Raw genomic sequence first — 18,647 nt, forward strand, 5'->3', positions numbered from 1 at the left:
TATCTCGTTCGGAACCAGCTATCCTATGCCAGAATCCTTTCAATCGATCACTGGAACCGGCGATGCCCAAACAGGTGGTCGTTCTAATGGTAGTGCACTGGTGGACGGGAACCGTCAGTCCGGCGTAATGGAATTGTCTGGCCAGCCTGAAGTGGATGGCCATAGCTTGAGCGGCTCCGAACCCAACCCATCGCAGGATGAAATCAAATCCTCAATTGTTCTGAGCAGCGATCTCGTTCAGCGAACCTTTTGGTCGTTTCTGCTAGGTCCGATCCGGAGATTTCGATCGATGCGTCGATCCGCGACTCCGGTCACCACACGGCTAACACGTGAGGGTTGGCAGTTCAGCTTTATGATCGGATTTGTGATCTTGGGAGCAGTGGTTCGCAATGTGAATCTTCTGATCATCCTGGCGGGTACGATGATCGGTTTTTTGCTGATTCAATGGCGAGTGAGCGCGCGAAGCATTTACGGTATCACGGCTCGGCGAAAGTTGCCACGCAATATGCAGGCCAGAAAACCGTTCGACGTTGAGGTGTCCGTAACCAATCCCAAGCGATTCCTAGGCGCATGGTGGATTGTCGTGGAAGAACGCATGACCAAGCAGTCGCAGCTTTCTTTGGTTGGAGGAGCAGCGCAGACGATTGGGATGCTTTTCTCGACGCTACCACCTCGATCGACCAGGATTCAGCGATACCAATGCATCGTGCCTAACCGAGGTGCTTATCAGTTTTTAGGAATGGAGATTACGACACGCTTTCCGCTAGGTCTCATGAAGGGAATTTTGCCACCGAGCGGCCAAGATTCGATCATCGTCCAGCCAGCGATTGGAAAGCTTCTACCTAGTTGGACCGATTTGTTCGAAACAAAGCGAGCGGGAGCCCGGCATAGACAGTCGAGATCGATTTCGGACGAGGGAGAGTTTTTCGGCTTGCGCAGTTACCGACCGGGAGACAGCCCGCGTCTGATTCACTGGCGTTCGTCGGCGAGGTTCGGTGAACTGATGGTAAAACAGTTTCAAAGGACGGAGACTCGTGAATTTGTTATTGTGTTGGATCTCTCACCTCTTGACCCTGAGGAGACAGGCTCAGTGGAAAAGACCAATGGCAGAAAAGCTGCGGACGCATTGCAGTACGAGGATTTGGCGGTTGAGTTTGTGTCCTCTATGGCACAGCATATCTGTGCTTCGAATCACGCTGTGTTAACGGTTGCCATTGCCGATGCGGATCCTGCGTTGGCATTGCGAGTTCAAACTAGGACGCAGACTCACGCATTACAAGAACGGCTCGGGATCGCAAAATCTGCCAAGGTCTCAAACTTCATAAAAGCGTTGCAGTTGCTCGAAAAGGAAGTGCGTCATGTCGATCATCTCTTGGTCGTTAGCACCCGCAGGCAACCAGGTTTTCTCCCCGCGTCCGACAGAGGGAATAGTACGGAAAAACAAGGGCTTCCCACGTCCGATTCCGGTGAGGCACCTGTTGTGTATTGGCGACACATGGCTTGGGTCAATGTGGCCAACAAGGAATTGGAACCTTACTTTTCCCCTGCCCCCTAACAAGTGATCGATGCGCCTCCCGCTTCGCGTTGAGAGAAAGCAGTATGATTCGACTTGCGATTCAATCCCTGTCCCATTTTCGGAGTTTGCTAATTCCCGTTGTTATCGGCGTTGCCATAGCGGGAACGGTCATCGTGGGAGCCTTGATCGTCGGAGACAGCGTAAGAGGTTCATTGCGTTTCATGGCTTTAGATCGAATCGGTGAGATCGATCGTGTTCTGATCGCGCCTCGCTGGTTTCCAGAATCGATTATTGACAAGGAGAGACTTCAGGGAACTCATGCTCTCGGGATATTTATGCAGCAGGCAACCGCCCGAACCGAGTTGTCTGCCGAATCTGACAACGAGGTTTTTCGCTCGAATGAAATGAGTTTGCTTGGGGTGGATGCATCGTTCTGGGCGTTGAGTTCGGTCAAACCCGAGTCGCTTCCTAAGGGAGAGGAGATAGTAATCAATCACGCCTTGGCAACACTGCTGCATGTCAAAGTGGGGGACTCTTTGACATTGAGTGTGCCCGCTCAGTCGGTTGTTCCAGCGGACAGCACTTTGGGAAAGCGGGACATCGATACGATCTATCTGCCTCGCTGGAAAGTGATCCAGATACTCCCTGATCAAGGGCTGGCCAGGTTTTCTCTTAGGAGTGATCAGCGCCCCGTCTTCAATGCGTTTGCTGATTATGCCGCTTTGCAAAGGGCACTTGGAATCGGTGAACAGATCAATTGCATTTTCGCTGCCAAGGTCGACCAGGGACCAGCAATGGATTCCTTGCTCACCAAGGTTTCTCCTGCGACGAGGGATCTTGGATTGCGGCTAGAGCGGGTTCGAATTCCGTCTGATTCCGAAGAGGCGGAAACGGTAGATTCTTACACGCATTTGACCACCGATCAGATGCTGCTTTCTGACGCGATTGCCGACGCAGTCATGGAGGCGACGCGTGAGTATGCCCCCGTCCGTGTCATGACATACCTGGCGAACGGAATCGAATTGTCGAAAGGGGCGACCGATGCTCGGGAGGCTGAATCGGATGTTTCATCCGAGCCGTTAATAGACGCTCCCAGAAAATCTGTTCCCTACAGCATCATCAGCGCGACCGATGCCAAGCTAGTTCAAGAAATGTTAAACAAGAGCGGTTCCATAGCGGAAGCGAATATCGACGAAAGTCGTTTTCAATCAGCTGATTGGGCGGTTGTCAATCAGTGGCTCGCCGGGCAGTTGCGCTTGAAGGTCGGCGATCGAATCGTGGTGGACTACTTCTTGCCGGAAACAGTCGAGGGAGAAGAGATCGAGACTTCATTTGAACTCACTGTGGCTGCGATTGCACCGCTGACAGAACCCAGGGTCGTCCGTAAACGAGTCACTTGGGAGTCCCCACCCACAGTCTTTAACGATCCCAATTGGACTCCAGACGTTCCCGGTATTACCGATTCCGCTTCGATCAACGATTGGGATACTCCCTTTCCGTTAACCAGACCGCGTGAAAAGATAGACGATGACTACTGGGATGCTCACAGATTAACTCCCAAACTATTTCTCGCTTACAAGTTGGGGCGCGAAAAGTTTGGCTCTCGCTTCGGCAATGTAACCAGTATTCGGTATCCCATTTCGGATGACGATACCATTGCGAAGTTGGAGGAATCCATCCGAACGACAGCGGTCGGCGACTTAGCTTCTTTAGGTTGGCGGGACATTCCGCTCAGGGAACGACAATTGAAACGCTCAGGCGGGACGACTCCGTTCGATGCTCTATTTCTGTCGCTCAGCTTCTTTTTGATTGCTTCGGCTCTGTTACTAGTCGTTTTGTTTTTTCGATTGTCTATTGAACGCCGAGCCAATCACTGGGGCGTGATGGCTGCGATAGGTTGGCAAAGAAGCCAGGTTCGGAGACTGCTGCTCGCAGAAGGTGTGCTTCTGGCCAGTGTGGGAGCAACCATCGGCATCCTGGGGGGGATTGGATACGCTTATGGCATGGTTCATTTGTTGAGAACATGGTGGGTGGGAGCCGTGACAGTTTCCTTTTTGGAGTTTTACGTTTCTCCATGGAGCTTGGTCATCGGATGGTTGTCGAGTACCGTCGCGGCCATGCTTGCGATCTACTTTGCGACGCGACGACTGAAGAGCGTCCCCATTGCTACGCTTCTCAAAGGGCGTGTAGATGAGGTCGTAGTATTGGGGCGTGCTCGTCCGTACAAGCTATGGGGGGCGATAGCCTGCGTATTGGTGGCATTAGTGGTTCTGTTCGTGGGTAGAGGTTTGCAAGGGCAAGCCCAGGCGGGAGCTTTTGTCGGCGGGGGCATGTTCTTGCTAGGTGCCGGACTCTTGGGAACGTGGCATCGATTGCAAGTACGTTCGGGGAGAGAACGAAGCATGGTGACTCCGACCGAACTCGCTTCCAGCAACGCACAGCGGGCTCCGACGCGAAGCATATTGGCGATCGGCTTGGTAGCCATCGCATCCTTCCTCATTTTGTCAATGAGTTTGTTCCAAGCGAGTCCGACGGAACCCGGGCTGGGTGGCTTTCATTTGATGGGGCGCAGTCAAAGCCCCATCTACGTAGAGCTAGGGAACCCGAATGTGAGACGCGAGGCACTCGGCGCAGAAGCAGGCATGCTCGAGGGGACCGAGATCGTCTCCATGCGGCTTCGCGGAGGGGATGATGCTAGCTGCAACAATCTCTACCAAGCAGACGAACCACAAGTGCTTGGCGTGTCGGCTCGTATCAGAGAGATAGACCGTGGCGTTGATGGACGTTCGGCTTTCGCATGGTTTCAGACTAGGAATCCGGCATCCCCCTGGGAGTCCCTCGAAAGCGAGGGTGACGGTCGATCAGAAAGCCCGATTCCTGTTGTGATCGATCAGAACACAGCCTTGTGGGCTTTGCACTTGGGAGGATTTGTCGGAGAGCGTTTCCAATTCGAATTCGATGGCCAGGCCGTTTGGTTTGAGACTGTTGGTGTCTTGCAGAACACAATACTTCAAGGAAGCCTCATCATAGGCGAAAGGAATTTTCAGAGGGTATTCCCCTCGATCAGCGGCTACAGATCGTTCTTGATCAAGGTGGCCGATGACGTGCAGCTAGAGAAAGCTCGCAATCTGATCGAAAAGGGATGGCAAGACCCAGGCTTGAGTTTGGTTTCGAGTGCCTCGGTTCTCGAGCAACTTTTGGCGGTGCAGAACACGTACTTGTCTGCTTTCCAATTGTTGGGGACGCTGGGGTTATTGCTCGGAACGATCGGTTTGGGGATTTCCCAGTTGCGAAGTGCCATGGAACGGCGAGCCGAGTTGGCAGCCATGCGTGCGATTGGCTTCACCAAAGATCGACTCACGTGGTTATTGACGCTTGAGAATGCGTGGCAACTGTTTCGCGGTATGCTGATCGGGGCCGTTTCGGCAGGTTTCGCGGCGGTACCCGCGATCTTCAGCGGGCAACAAACGTCCGGTATGTTCGGGCCCATGATGATGTTGCTAGGAATCGTTGTAGTGGGCTTGCTCGCAAGTTGGATGTCCGCCGTTTTAGCTATGCGATGGCCGTTAGCTCAAGCGTTGCGATCCACGATCTAGCCTGTTCAAAAACAGGAAAAACGAGTTCAATATCGCTGCATAATGTATATGTACTCTACTCATTGCTGAGCTTCTCAGCCCTTAAGGAAACCTCTCATGCGTTTAGGTCGAATTCAAACCGAAACAGGTCCTGCGGTGGTTCGCATCGTTGATAATTCTGTGAGCAAGCTCGATGCAGCTTCGGCAGGATTGGTCAGCCTGCAGGATTTGTTGTCCCACCCTGAGCTAGAAACATTAGCAGCGACGCTTCCTGCGGTGGGGGAGCCCCTGAGCGTGGACGATTGTTGTTGGTTACCACCGATCGATCATCAAGAAGTGTGGGCAGCAGGAGTGACTTATAAGCGATCACAAACCGCGAGAATGGAGGAAAGCGAAGCGGCCGCGAGTTGCTACGATCGAGTCTACACAGCGGCCAGGCCTGAGATTTTCTTTAAGGCGACTCCTCATCGTTGCAGTGGACAAGGTGGACCGGTTCGGATTCGTGTCGATGCCACATGGAATGTACCCGAGCCCGAGTTGGCGTTGGTGATTTCGCGAGATGGCAAGATCGTCGGTTACACGATTGGCAACGACATGAGCAGCCGAGACATTGAGGGGGATAACCCACTCTACTTGCCACAGGCCAAACTGTACAACCAGTGCTGCGGTTTAGGACCATGGGTAGTTCTGGCATCGGCGATGCCGGAACGCAGTTCGATCGGGATTCATTTGAGCATTCACCGAGCTGGAGCGGAAGTCTTCTGTGGCAAAACCTCCGTTGCCGAGATGGCTAGAAACCTCGAGGATTTGGTCGAGTGGCTCTTGAAAGACAATGACATGCCTAACGGAGCGTTTCTATTGACCGGAACCGGCGTGGTTCCGGATAGCAATTTCACTTTGGCACCTGGCGATCAAGTGCACATTTCCATAGACGGTATCGGTACGCTTTCCAACACCGTCGTACAAGGCTAAGGGGCTTCATTCCCGAACCCTTGGCTCGCTGATCCAAGATCCGAAAAAGAGTCCGTTTTCGAGCAGTCGCTGGGTGCCTCGCCAGTACCCGCGAAAGACGGGGTTGTCGGCGATAACGATGACTCGCCCCGACCCCTCGGACTGTACTAGAACGGCAGCGCTGCCGGCTATCACGCTCAAGTTCTCGGCAGACACATATCCACTCAAAAGCGTATCAACATGGCGATAAATAAGTGGTGTCGAATAAGGATTTTTGGAGGGCTCAACAAACATTGCGTGCCCTCGGAACACTGGCAGACGATTCGATTCTAGTCCGTACGCTAACGGATGAGTCAAGTCCACGTCGGTGTCAAAAATAGAGCCCTGGATGGAATGCACGACCGACAAATCGGCGGCGTCACCGTACGGCAAGCGAAGTGGCAGGGCTCCCTCTCGTTTGCGGAATTCGAACGAGGCAAGTTTGCGTTGATTGAGCCACTGTGCCGAGGTTCCGGTGGCGATCCAGGTGCCACCCGCTTTGAGCCAATTTTGCAATGGCTCGGTCGCAGACGTCGGGACACCGGCGTACGATCCGCTGACTGTAATGATGTGGGTATAGGGAGTCAGGTTCGTAGATCCCAACCGGTGAGTATCCACCATAGTGATCGGCATCCGAAGATTTTGATCAAAGTGATGCCAGACCTCGCCCGCTTCGTAATCGCTGACTCCCGTTCCGACCACCATCAGCACTTTCGGTGCAATGAGTCGCTTAAAAGCATCACTTCCTAGATCGATACCTACGGCGGTTAAGCCTGTCGAGACAGGAGTCACACGGACTTCATCCTCGCGAATCGCTTCTTCCAAAACTTCTTGTATCAAAGCGGATTTGTCTCGCTGCAATCCTAGTGGAATCAAGAGCGTTCCCTCGTGGAAACGTTTCTGGAGAGGCGCACTTTCATCTTGGTTAGTCTCAACCTCAAAGCTCTGCGTGGCAGCCTTGACAATGATTTGCAGGGAATGCAATCGGTGTAAGGTTCGAGGTGCATGACCCGAGTTCCATTCTACCAAGTAAGCGTAATCGGTTTCTGACCAATTTGGGGATACGGGGCTCTCTATAGAATCAATATCAACGGGTTCTTCAGACCAAAGATCCTCTGGAATCCCAGCTTCAAGATCATCGGTTAACTTGGCCCAGGTTAGCCCGAAAGCAAGAGGGAGTGACCATGCCGAGATGTCGTAAAACGTATTGTTCTCGAATTCGGTTCGAGACTCCACCATTGCCATAAGCAGACGGTACTCACGTTGATTGAGAGGGACAGCGTACGAATCCTTTGAGTCAAACGTGTGATCTCCGATCGTCAAGGATTTGTTCAGTCGATAGGTTTGCACGTCATGACGCTGGAGCAATTGAATGAATTCGCGAGCCCTCACATGATCGCTTCCGGCGTGGAAAACGAATGCTTTGACGGGATCTTCGGCGGCTAGAGCAGCGGATTCACGATAGAATTCCACCAGGTATCGATTCAATGCTGATCGGTTGGAGACGGTCGCTTCGAGGCTAGACAGAGACGTTGCGATTTGATTTCGAATAGCCGCTTTAAATTCCAGCAATCCGTTGACGCTTTCTTGCATTTGCCCTCTCGCACTGGCTTGTTCAAACAGAATGCCAATCGAGCCGCGAACATCAGGGTAGCTGGAGCCTTTGCCGATGTAGAAGTCATCGAATTTCTCTTCGGTAAAATAAAGGGAACCGATTCGATCAAGAGCCCGTGCATGGTAGGCTGCGAATTCGCGAGTCAGCTCTTGATTGCGTTTAGGGGTCCAGGGGTTGGCTCGACCGGGTGCACCAGGTTGAAAGAAGTAGGACGAGTTGGCACCCATTTCGTGATAATCCAACACGACATTGGGACGCCATGCATTGAACAGTTCTATGCGCCCGACACTTTCTGGTTGCTGGAGAGGTAGCCAGTCGCGATTTAAGTCGAACCAGTAATAGTTCGTTCTGCCGGTAGGACTCAGTTCATTATGTTCGCGATGCTGTGGGTCGGGGTTTGGTATTTGCCCACGATGCGAGTTGGACCAGTTCGCAAAACGATCGAATCCGTCTGGGTTCAAGCAAGGGTCGAGTAGAATCACGCAAGACGATAGAAGCTGGCCATGCTGTTTGCTTTTACCAGCAATTAGATAATAGGCCATCAAGGCAGCAGCATTCGAAGCGCTAGGTTCATTCCCATGAACTCCGTAGCCCATCCATATTACGGCTGGCGGTTGTTTGTCCGAATTTCGGTCTACTTCACCGCCAACGATAAGCTCTGAACGCTCGTTCCGAATTTTGTCGAGTCGTTTGATGTTCTTTGCGGAGGATATCTGGAGCACATGCAGTGGGCGGTTGCCGTGAGTTTTGCCGTAGTCCACCCATTTGACACGCGGTGAATCGGACAAGTGCTTTAAGTAGGCGACTAGTTCGTAATGCTGGAGATGGCGTTCTCCAATTTCAAATCCGAAAAACGCTTTTGGTGATAGCAGTTTCTGATCGTACTCTACTGCGTCGGGAAAGAAGTACTCAAGGTCCTCTGCAAAGATGCTGGCTGTAACAAGAAACCAGCAGCAGGCTAAAGCAAACGTATGAGAGATGACTCGAAACATGGTGTTGGTATTAAGGGAAACATCCAGAAAATGAGACTTGCGTCTCTGACGTTACCCTACCAGTATGATCCCTCGTGAGCCTATGAAAAGGCACTGTTCCTAGGAAACAACTGGTTTAAGAATGGTTTGTCGGTCGGTCAGGAGTCCGACCGACGCTTCCATGGGCAGACTATGCGATCGGTGAGATAGCTCCGGATGCAAAGAATGCCTAGCGATAATGCGACGAGGTTCGAACACTCTCGCGACTTGCTACGTTGGTTCGTTGCCGGTTTGGTGGGATTCTCGCGGAGGGCTCGAGTCTCGGGGTAACAGTCGAACGAATTTCGCCTGTCGGTTCCAGATGTTCGGGTCGTTTCGCAGGTGTTGGTTCCGACCGGCGGGCTGGAGTCGCAGGCTCGTGGCTGGGAGCGACACTGTGCTCGTAGTGAGAACTCGGTGTCGAGCAAGTTTGGCAACTACCGTTAGAGCTTGGTGCGCATGTCGAGCAGTCGGACGGGCTATACCGGAATCCCCACAACTCTCGGATCCTAGCAAGTCCGCCTGGACATCGTCCGCAGTCTCCGCCACCCACGTATTCACCATGGAAGCTGCACGGGTCGCAAACTCGCGGCTCGTTGATTTGTTCATCCCAGTAGACTTCGCCGCAGCCGGAATTGCAGTGTGCAGCTCTCAGCCGATCACCAACGCGTTGCAGCAAGCCTGGCCCGCAAGCCCCTGTATTGCATCCAAGAGGTGACGTCACCTGATGCCCGCAAGAGTCGCAACCAACGCTGTAAGGATCGTGCATGCCATGTCCACCGCGATGAACGACTCGTATTCCCGTACACCCCATCGAACCAAGCAGTACTGCCGTACCGATCAAGACAAATGCTAACGCCTTCATATGCTCCCCCGTGAAGTAAGACCGACGAGGGGAGTATCGGCCACTACAGCCGCTACAATCCGGAAATTTTACCAAGTTTATACACAAGGACAGCTGTAGCGGAATGCCAGCATTGCAACATAGCAGTACGCAGCTCAGACGAACGTCAGAGGGAATAGACCCGCAGTGCCCCGAGCAGCGATACCAATTGGTGTCCCCAAAGGGAGAAACTAGCCCGGAGCTTTGGGAATGTAGACTCGTCTCAGGCGCATTGGCTGGAATAAACCGGTTTTCCTCTGACGCTTGCTTTATCTCCTCCAATTCCGTTTCTGCGGGATTTCCTTTTCTCGAACCTTGTTAAGGTAGTTTACGTAGCAAGCGTTCATGGTCTCTCACATTCATTCCAGAGACTAGACGCAATAGTTGCGTGATGTATGAGGTTCGAAAAAGGAGCTTAGGTAATGTTGCGACGAAATGTCTTGATGCTAGCTTTTGCCGCTGCGGCGACTGTTGGTTTTGTTTCTTGGGGTGTTGCTGCGGAGTTGGAGATTGGGGCCAAGGCTCCTGAATTTAAGGCGACCGGGGTCGACGGAAAAGAGTACTCGCTAGCGAGCACCGAGGGAGCGAAGGCGACCGTGATTGCGTTCACCTGCAATCGTTGCCCAGTGGCTGTGGCATACGAAGACCGGTTCATTGAGTTTCAGAAGAAGTACTCCAACAAAGACGTGAAGTTTATCGCCATCAACGTCAACTCGTCCGAGGATCTCAAGGCGATGAAGGAACGAGTTGAGGAAAAAGGGATTAACTATCCCTATGTCTACGATGAATCGGGAGACTCGGCCCGGGCCTTCGGTGCAAAAGTCACTCCTCACTTGTTCATCCTCGATTCCAAGGGGATGCTAGCTTACCAAGGTTCGTTTGATGACAAGCAAACCGCCCCGAAGGTTAGTTACATCGAAGATGCTGTGAACGCTCTTTTGGCAGGCGATCGACCTGAAGTTAGCACCACCAAGGCGTTCGGTTGCGGTATCAAACCTAATAAGAAATAGGTTAAAGATTTAGCTGAAATGAATCGTGTTATTATAGACTACTCCTCAGAAGGGTTACGATGATCGTGGCAAGCTGTAGGAGTAGTTTGGTGAGATGTCATTTCCTTGATTTACACGCAGCGGAGGGATTCATTTGAGTCGTTTCATTTGCCATGAGGCAAAGCTCTTTGCTTTTGGAATGCTCACAAGCACCCTGTTGCTCTCCGCCTGCGACCAGCCTAAGAATCTTGAGCGGACCGAAGGAGAGCAGCGAGCAAGTATGAGCTCGAGTGCCGGAGATTCTGGCGACGACTCAAAAGGGGGAACCAGCGCAGTGAATCTCATTCGGGGGGATGAGAAAACGCTGTCCGAATGGCTGGCTAAGAGTCAAGGGAGTGTCGTTCTCGTCGATTTCTGGGCTACTTGGTGCGGTCCATGTGTGCAGCAATTTCCACACACCGTGCAGCTTGCGGCGATGCATGAAGCTGAGGGGCTTAAGGTTTTCACCGTCACGATGGACGAGCCGGATGATGAGCAATCAGTTTCGGATTTTCTCAAACGTAAGAATGCCCAGCTGGCTACTTTGCTCACTCCGTACGGAGCTGGGGCAGAGTTCGTCGAAGCCTTTGGCTTGCGCGGTGATGTACCGTTTTACAGGCTCTATGATCGGCAAGGGACATTGCGATATTCCTTTAGTGGAGATCCAGAGGGAATCGAGAACGGTGAACCAGTTGAAAGAATTGATGAAAGAGTTCAAGAGTTACTTCAGGAATCGCCATAGGTTTCTTTGCGTGCGTGGTCCCAAAGCATTGATAGTAGGGCTGTTGGCATTGATGGTAGGGATCGCAAATGATTCCTGTCTGAAGGGAGATGTGAATCGTTCTCCTGTCGATTTGGTTGTTTCCCGCGATGGGACTTGGATTGCGACCGCCAATCAGACGTCAAACTCTGTTTCCTTGGTCCGCGTTGCGGATGGCGTTGTGCTTGATGAGATGGTGGTGGGGGCAAAGCCCGCTGCGATCGCCTTGCATCCATCCAATGAGCAGGTATTGGTGACATGCAGTCATGGCTTTGAGCTGCATTGGCTAGAGGTGGTAGGCTCCAGTCTGAAGACTATTGCGAGCATTTCTTTAGGCTCTCAACCAACCGGTATCGCCATGTCTGCAGATGGTGATTTGGTTTATGTCGCGATGACAGATGAGGACCAAATTGCGATATGTGATTTGAAGCAAAGGAAAGTCGTCGATCGAATAACTGTCGGTCGATGGCCTCGTTATCTTGCGATGTCCGCAGATGGAACGCGTTTGGCGGTGGGTACGAGCGGAGATCGTGGGATATCGATCGTCGATGTGGAGCGACGAGAGCTGGTGCACGTCGATCGTTTTGTTGGCCTCAATATTGGCCATATGAAATTGTCGAGGGACGGTCAGAAAGTCTACTTTCCCTGGATGGTTTATCGTCGGAACCCGATCTCCCAGCGCAACATTCAAATCGGATGGGTCCTCGCCAGCCGGCTCGGACGAATCGGCTTTGAAGATGACGCACGCAGGGAAGCCCTATCTCTCGATCCAGCTGGCCGAGCGGTAGCGGATCCCCACGGAATCGATTTGACTGCTGATGATCGGTATGCCGTCATATCGGCTACCGGGAGTCAGGAATTGTTGGTTCTACAAACGGAGAGCCTACCATTTCAAGAGCGTGGTAGCACTGACCATATTGATGACGCCCTTTTGAAAGATCGCGAACGATTTTATCGCGTCGAGTTGGGAGGTCGCCCGATGGGATTGCGAATTGCCGACGACAGCCGTACGGTATTCGTAGCCAATTATCTTAAGAATTCCATTCAGATCATAGATCTTAAAGATCGAGCCATTGTTCGCGAAATCGATCTGGGCGGTGAGCAGGTTGTTTCCTTGGCACGAAAAGGGGAAGCTATCTTCTATGATGCACGCAGAAGCCTGGATCAGTGGTACAGTTGCCATAGTTGTCATTACGAAGGTGGTACAAACTCTGTCACCATGGACACGTTTAACGATGGTAGTGCGTTTACATTTAAGACGGTTTTGCCCCTGTACCAACTCGACCAGACGGGGCCATGGACATGGCATGGTTGGCAGACAGACCTCAAAAATGCGATGAACCATTCGCTGAAAACAACCATGTTGGGGCCAGATCCGAAGGAAGGTGACGCGGAGGCACTTATTGCATTTTTCTCCAGCCTAAGTGCACCGCTTAATCCATATCAGCAGCGAACGCAAATCGAAGAATCTGTTGAGAGAGGGCGACTCATTTTTGAGGGAGAAAGAGGTGGCTGTGCTTCGTGCCATGTTGGTCCACATTTCACAGACGGCGAGGTGCACGACTTAGGTTTGGGAAGCAAGAGTGACGCGTACGTCGGTTTCTGTACCCCGACGCTACGAGGTGTTTTTCGCAAGGTGCACTATCTTCACGACGGCAGAGCGGAGAATTTGCGTGAGTTGCTCACTGGTCCTCATGCACCTGAGAAAGTCGCCGGTTCCAAACTGACCGACGACGAAATGAATGATTTGATCGCTTATCTAAGAACGTTGTAAAGGACGTCCAGTTTTTGAGCCTAATCAGCTTTCGAATACCAGGGGCTAATGGGGCTAATGGGGCTCGAAGGCTTGTTAGTCTTGGTTCCGCAGTTACGGAGCTTGGAGAGTTGACGTAACAGCGGATTCAAAGTTTTGGATCGTTTTCTCGCTTACTTTTCCAGAAGCTTGTAGCTTGGCGACCAGCTCTTTGAGCATATCCATCTTATTGCGTTTTGGGTCGATATTGTCAAACTTCGTGATTACCTCTGCCACTACCGATTCCATGCTGTTCGGATCGGGGCGGCTATCTTCTGGTTGCGAACTCCGTCCCGCGTCGATGTCTTCGCCACCTCGGCCGGGCGTCGAGGTTTTGGACGTGGCTTTATCCCCGACTAAGGCAAGACGAGGGGCGATAGTTTCCGCAAGCGAGTCGACTGTGTATCGGAACTCATCCATTCGTTTATCCAGAGCAGATTGGTTATCGCAGGAGACCGCAGTAAAGGAGAGACCCAATAGAAGTAACGGCAGGAGGGTTTTATGAATGTTCATTTAAGGCTGGAGAAAGAGTGACTATCACACGAGTTTGAGGATCATACCAAGCTGGCCGCATTATTGTGCGGCCAGTGTTGAAAGAATTTCTTCGCGCGACCCATTCCGCGCGAAAGCAAAGCAAGCCTGAGGCTGTCTGATGACTACAAATCTAGATTGACGACTTCGCCACCGTTGCGAGTGCCCAAGGCCCACCAAACGTTGAGATCGATCGAATCCGAAATGAATTGCACCGAGCCGTCTGCCATGGAAACTTGGATGCCACCGACGTGATTGCTTGATGGAGTGATAGCTCCATCAGCTTCGCTACATCGGAACCAGTCGGTGTTATAACCAGGGATGGAAATCGTGTTCGGGGGGAATACGTGATTGTACAAGTGCTTTTCCCAGGAGCTTGTATAGATCCAGCTCAACCCTTTGTATTGTCCCCAATCAGGCCAGTTCACGTGGCCCGCCAATCCATCGGCGACGACGGCTGCGATCGGAGTGTTGGGCACCTGGATCAGAGCAGAGTTGGTATAGTAAAGGTTTCTTCTGCGATCTCGAGAGCGTCCTTGTCCTTCGTTCACCAAGGACTCGCTGATGGCGGCAGTGTTCGATAGGCCATCGGTGAATGAATTAAAGCGTACCGTGTTGTTGGCTCCTGCGAGCCAGTTGCCGCTGCAATTGACGGTGTTAGGTCGGCCTGGAGTGACACGCGAGTGGGAGATGAACCCACGCGAATTGCTCGAGGTACCTGACAGAGGCAAAGCGATGTGACGCGGGGGGCCTGCGTTCGCTACGTAATTAAAGTTGGCAAGCCTTGGTACATTCACGTTCTCGACGCTCTCGCTGGGGCAGACAAAACTCGGTATCCGCTGGCGTGCAATTTGCCCAAGTTCCGTGTTACCGCTGACGATCCCGTTCCAGGAAAAACCGCTTCCACTGAAAGCCGATGGCACGAAGTTGTATGCATTAGTCGCTTCAATGAATGGAAGGGTACCGAAGTACCACGATAGGTTTCCAGATGCCCCCGCGCCGCCCCAATCATGGGCAGCTCGGTGCATGTGCAGCGGTGTTGCGCGAAAAGCATCGTGATAATTGTGGATTGCGAGTGTCAATTGTTTGACGTTGTTCATGCATTGCATGCGACGTGCGGCTTCTCGCGCTGATTGGACAGCAGGCAGCAACAAACCTACTAGAATTCCAATGATCGCGATAACAACAAGCAACTCAACTAGCGTGAATCCACGGCGGGCGTGTTTTGAGCTGGGAGGATGGAACGACATGACTCTAAAACCTTGTGTATCAGACTACGAAATAAGGAAATCGAACGTGATCGGTGTGGCCGACGTCACGGCCTCGCTAGAGATGCTAAGGCCTCGTCGAGTGATAGACAACTTGATCAATTAAACTACACCATCTTTGCGTTGACGAAGATGACCGTTCTTGGAACCGCTTACTTTAACGGCGTCTGTAAGCGTATCGTAGATGGATGGTTAATGGAGCTGGAACTTCCCTAGGTTGCTCGGTTAAGATGATGTGAAGTTTTGATTAACGATAGATTAATGACAGCCTGGTGTGCGTTGGACTTGCTGATTGCGAATTGCTGGCACATCGTTATTCTGTCATCGTAGATTTACCGTCAGAACGCAATTCGCAGAAGGTTTTGTTGCATGCATTCATCACGACTCCGTTTCAACGTCTCGGGTTGGTTGAGTCTCATGACTCTCGTGCTCGGTGTGCAGATTGCGAGAGGGGATTGGCCCGAGCATCGCGGTACTACGCAACGTTCGTCTTTTGTCGTTCAATCATTACCGCTCGCCAAATGGGAATTGCGATGGGAGTACAATCGATCCGCTCCCCCGCAACCCGCTTGGCCAGAACCTGCGCGAGGCAGTTTGTGGCAACAGTTGGACTACATCGAGCCTCGTGTCGACGACGATCAAGGAGATGCACCTGTCATCGGATGGGACGATTTGGGGAAGCTACATGTCCTCGTTCCCTCGTCTGCCTCTGATCGTTTGGTATCGTTGGATCCTGTCTCCGGTGAACTACTATGGGAATTCTACGCCGGTGCACCAATTCGTTTTGCGCCCTCGATTTTTGGGGGGCTCGCCTTTTTCGGTTCCGATGATGGTATCGTTCGTTCGGTCCGTTTGAACGATGGTAGCTTGCTTTGGGAGTCAAGGATCGCATCTGATGAGCGTTGGATTGTTGGTAACGGACGATTGATTAGTTCTCATCCGATCCGAACGTCGGTATTGGTTCAGGGGGATCGTCTCTATGTTTGTGCGGGGCTGTTCCCTAGTCAGAATGTCTATGTGGCCGCGTTAAATGCAAGTACTGGTGAAACGATTTGGCGTCATTCCTTACCAAAATCGCCACAAGGCTATCTGTTGGAGGTAGATCCCGATCGGTTTATTGCCCCAGAAGGCCGTTCTATTCCATTCCTGATTGGTACCGATGACGGTGAGATTCAGGGTAGCTTACCATCAGCCGGGGGGAGCTTCTGTATGCTTACCCCGGATGCATTCTTCGCAGGACCAGGCAATAAAAAGCAATTCGAGGGTGTAAGTGTAGATCAAGTGCTGAACAGCTCTTCATCAAAGTCACAACCAAAAATGCTTCCTTTTCAGGGGCGAGCCACCGCAGCAGGGGAAGGAAGGATTTGGGTTGCCACTGGGGAACGATTGGTATGTTACGATGCCCAGAAAATCTTCGCTGAGGCAGCCGATTCAGAGATTTGGTCGAAGCCTTGCACGCTGAAGCAGTCGGTTATCGTTTCTGGAGTCGCCCCCGATCTTTTGGTATTCGTAGCAAGCGGCCCCAATGTTGAGATTTACAGGGCGGAGGATGGAGAGTTGCTGCATACTCTCGCATTACCCAACGAGAGCGAGGAAATCGTCTATCTAGCGGTATCCGATGCGACACCTCCAGAACTACAGACCAATGCTGCACAGCAAGGCGAGAAGCAGACAGGCAAACAATCAGCCGTGCTCGTCGCCACAACTCGTTCAGGAGCGATCTACGGGTTCGTGAGTGGTGAACCTTCTCGAGACAACGATGGTTCCCAGCAAATATTTGGTAATTCTAAGGGTAATTTGAAGCTGTCAGCATTGTCGACGCCGTTGTTACCTCGCATTGAAAAGTTGCTGGCCGAGTCTCCGGTTGGTGTAGGATTCGCGTTGGTGCTGGGGTCGGAAGAGGACAGCTTGTTATCCGAGAATTTGATCGCCAACTCCGAGTTTCATGTCGTGCATGTAACTGAATCGGCAACTGATGCGACTGCAATGAGGCAACGTTGGGCCGAGCTTGGAATCTACGGAATCAGGGGTGTTGTAAGATTTCAACCAGCATCTGAGCCGCTACCCTTTGCCAAACAGTTATTCAACGTTGTGATCGAATCCCGTAACAGCTCCCGTTCGGAGAAAGAGATCGAGAGCATGCTCGCCCCCGGTGCAGGTGTTTGGCAAAAAACAGACGGCACCCACTTCGCAAAAAGGGTCGCTTCCACGGCAGGTGCATGGAGACACCAGTACGCGGCTCCTAATAACCTTTCTGCGACGGAGGACGCAAAGCTAGCTCAAACGCAAACCCTACAGCTTCAGTGGTTTGGAGGAGTTGGCCCTCGACCAATGCCGGATAGGCACTTGCGTGGACAAGCCCCACTGGCTGCTGGAGGGGCACTCGTTATGCACGGTGATGGATCGCTCATCGGGGTGGACCCAGCCAATGGTACCCAACGATGGAAGCTGGAGTTGCCGCCAGGCAGTATGAGATATGTGATGCCATTTGATGCCGGTTATTCTTGTTTGACCGATGACGGAGCGACTTTCTACACGGCGACACCTGATGAGATTTGGTGCATCGATTCGTTTCGTGGAGAGATCCATAGCCGGATTCGTTGGAACGATTTGCGATACCCTGAAGCCAAAGACAAAACGCGGTCTGCTGAAGAATCTGATGGGCTTCGTTGGGGTTATCTCGCCGAATGGTCAGGGCGGCTTTTTGCATCGCGAATGAAACCAACCGCTGCCCGCCTAGCTATCGATGAACCGTCTGAAGCCCGTCGAAAGTACTCCGATCAAGACTACCGGTCCGAACGACCACTTGTGTGCAGCCGATGGTTCGGTTGCTTGAGTCCTGACGGTGGCTACCACTGGAGTCGCGAAAAGGGGTTGGTGATCCATAGCACCATCGCCCTGCAATCCACCGCCCTGCAATCCACCGCGGTCGACACCCAAATAGTTAGTCCAGCGGGCCATGTTCTGTTTGTGGAGGCGAGAGGGGCCGCAGCCATGGCCCACGCGACCGACAGAGTCCCAATGTCGGTTCTCATGCAAGATGCCTATGTCGTTTGTCTGGACATGAGCAATGGAAAGTTGTTGTGGGAAGAGCCATTGAACTGGCAAGAAGCCAAAAACATTATCTATCTGCTGGTCGCTGATGATCGTGTCATCTTGGTCGGTTCCTCGAGCGACGAGAAACTAGATGTCGCAAAATATGGAGTGCGAGTACTACGTCTGACCGATGGTTCGCTCGATTGGGAGTCGAGCCATACTCATGTTCGCCAAGGCCTATATCATGGGGAGCAAGTTCATCATCCCGTTGTATTGCAGCAAACAAACGGTGAACGCTGGTTGGTGGTCGAACCATTTATTTACGACTTGGCGTCGGGAGAGAGGCGTGTTCCATCGGGAGCCCCCATGGACTGGTCGCTGGTTCGTCCCGGACATAGCTGCGGTAGCTTGAGCGGTTGCGGGTCGAGTCTTTTTTTTCGTGCTACCAATCCTACCGTTCTGAATCTACAGACTGGGGCAGGGGGCAAATTCACAGCTCTCGCTCCGAGTCGTCCTGGCTGCTGGATCAACATGATTCCTTCGGGTGGGCGGCTGCTGATTCCCGAGGCAAGTGCTAGTTGCGTATGCAATTTCCCGCTTCAGACATCGATGGCATTCGTGCCGTTTGGAGGAGACGAATAGT

The 18,647-nt window shown here is 52.3% G+C and carries 11 protein-coding genes; 7 read left to right on the plus strand and 4 right to left on the minus strand.

The features are described from left to right. Positions 1–25 precede the first annotated feature (25 nt). The 3 genes from SH449x_RS08175 to SH449x_RS08185 all read left to right on the plus strand — a co-directional run bounded on the left by SH449x_RS08175 (position 26) and on the right by SH449x_RS08185 (position 6,063). Positions 26–1,555 carry a DUF58 domain-containing protein gene (locus tag SH449x_RS08175; protein ID WP_482380844.1) on the plus strand — a complete coding sequence of 510 codons (1,530 nt, stop codon included), beginning with the start codon at positions 26–28 and terminating at the stop codon, positions 1,553–1,555. 44 nt (positions 1,556–1,599) lie between these two features. Continuing rightward, entirely contained in the window at positions 1,600–5,112 is a 3,513-nt protein-coding gene (locus tag SH449x_RS08180; protein ID WP_482380845.1) for an ABC transporter permease, read from the plus strand. 96 nt (positions 5,113–5,208) lie between these two features. Continuing rightward, positions 5,209–6,063 carry a fumarylacetoacetate hydrolase family protein gene (locus SH449x_RS08185; RefSeq protein WP_482380846.1) on the plus strand — a complete coding sequence of 285 codons (855 nt, stop codon included), beginning with the start codon at positions 5,209–5,211 and terminating at the stop codon, positions 6,061–6,063. Positions 6,064–6,069: 6 nt separating this feature from the next. Here the strand turns inward: SH449x_RS08185 and SH449x_RS08190 are convergent, their stop codons facing one another. Continuing rightward, complete coding sequence (locus SH449x_RS08190) at positions 6,070–8,688, minus strand: M14 metallopeptidase family protein (RefSeq protein ID WP_482380847.1); 2,619 nt, start codon at positions 8,686–8,688, stop codon at positions 6,070–6,072. A 208-nt stretch (positions 8,689–8,896) separates the two neighbouring features. Beyond that, positions 8,897–9,571: a hypothetical protein gene (locus SH449x_RS08195; protein ID WP_482380848.1), complete on the minus strand. Its 675-nt coding sequence runs from the start codon at positions 9,569–9,571 to the stop codon at positions 8,897–8,899. Between the two features lie 440 nt (positions 9,572–10,011). Here SH449x_RS08195 and SH449x_RS08200 point away from each other — a divergent pair, with 440 nt between their 5' ends. From SH449x_RS08200 to SH449x_RS08210, 3 genes are all read left to right on the plus strand, one after another. After that, positions 10,012–10,599 (plus strand): thioredoxin family protein, encoded by a 588-nt coding sequence (locus SH449x_RS08200; protein WP_482380849.1) that lies wholly within the window; start codon positions 10,012–10,014, stop codon positions 10,597–10,599. Positions 10,600–10,732: 133 nt separating this feature from the next. Then, complete coding sequence (locus SH449x_RS08205) at positions 10,733–11,359, plus strand: TlpA family protein disulfide reductase (protein WP_482380850.1); 627 nt, start codon at positions 10,733–10,735, stop codon at positions 11,357–11,359. Next, positions 11,301–13,151: a beta-propeller fold lactonase family protein gene (locus SH449x_RS08210; protein ID WP_482380851.1), complete on the plus strand. Its 1,851-nt coding sequence runs from the start codon at positions 11,301–11,303 to the stop codon at positions 13,149–13,151. Before SH449x_RS08205 ends, SH449x_RS08210 begins: the two co-directional genes overlap by 59 nt. Before the next feature lie 93 nt (positions 13,152–13,244). Here SH449x_RS08210 and SH449x_RS08215 read toward each other — a convergent pair whose 3' ends face one another. Both SH449x_RS08215 and SH449x_RS08220 read right to left on the minus strand, forming a co-directional pair. Next, positions 13,245–13,682 carry a hypothetical protein gene (locus SH449x_RS08215; RefSeq protein WP_482380852.1) on the minus strand — a complete coding sequence of 146 codons (438 nt, stop codon included), beginning with the start codon at positions 13,680–13,682 and terminating at the stop codon, positions 13,245–13,247. A 143-nt stretch (positions 13,683–13,825) separates the two neighbouring features. After that, positions 13,826–14,950 carry a DUF1559 family PulG-like putative transporter gene (locus SH449x_RS08220; RefSeq protein ID WP_482380853.1) on the minus strand — a complete coding sequence of 375 codons (1,125 nt, stop codon included), beginning with the start codon at positions 14,948–14,950 and terminating at the stop codon, positions 13,826–13,828. Between the two features lie 387 nt (positions 14,951–15,337). On the opposite strand from SH449x_RS08220, the gene SH449x_RS08225 reads away from it, so the two are divergent. Next, on the plus strand, positions 15,338–18,646 hold the full coding sequence (locus tag SH449x_RS08225; RefSeq protein ID WP_482380854.1) for an outer membrane protein assembly factor BamB family protein: 3,309 nt from the start codon (positions 15,338–15,340) through the stop codon (positions 18,644–18,646). The last annotated feature ends 1 nt before the right edge of the window (position 18,647 follow it).

The sequence above is a fragment of the Brakhagea baltica genome (assembly GCF_052161605.1).
In the GTDB taxonomy this organism is placed as follows: domain Bacteria; phylum Planctomycetota; class Planctomycetia; order Pirellulales; family Pirellulaceae; genus JBKCUI01.

Coding starts and splice junctions, on each gene's coding strand:
- SH449x_RS08175 (WP_482380844.1), top strand. CDS start 26: ATGCCAGAATCCTTTCAATCGATCACTGGAACCGGCGATGCCCAAACA.
- SH449x_RS08180 (WP_482380845.1), top strand. CDS start 1,600: ATGATTCGACTTGCGATTCAATCCCTGTCCCATTTTCGGAGTTTGCTA.
- SH449x_RS08185 (WP_482380846.1), top strand. CDS start 5,209: ATGCGTTTAGGTCGAATTCAAACCGAAACAGGTCCTGCGGTGGTTCGC.
- SH449x_RS08190 (WP_482380847.1), bottom strand. CDS start 8,688: ATGTTTCGAGTCATCTCTCATACGTTTGCTTTAGCCTGCTGCTGGTTT.
- SH449x_RS08195 (WP_482380848.1), bottom strand. CDS start 9,571: ATGAAGGCGTTAGCATTTGTCTTGATCGGTACGGCAGTACTGCTTGGT.
- SH449x_RS08200 (WP_482380849.1), top strand. CDS start 10,012: ATGTTGCGACGAAATGTCTTGATGCTAGCTTTTGCCGCTGCGGCGACT.
- SH449x_RS08215 (WP_482380852.1), bottom strand. CDS start 13,682: ATGAACATTCATAAAACCCTCCTGCCGTTACTTCTATTGGGTCTCTCC.
- SH449x_RS08220 (WP_482380853.1), bottom strand. CDS start 14,950: ATGTCGTTCCATCCTCCCAGCTCAAAACACGCCCGCCGTGGATTCACG.
- SH449x_RS08225 (WP_482380854.1), top strand. CDS start 15,338: ATGCATTCATCACGACTCCGTTTCAACGTCTCGGGTTGGTTGAGTCTC.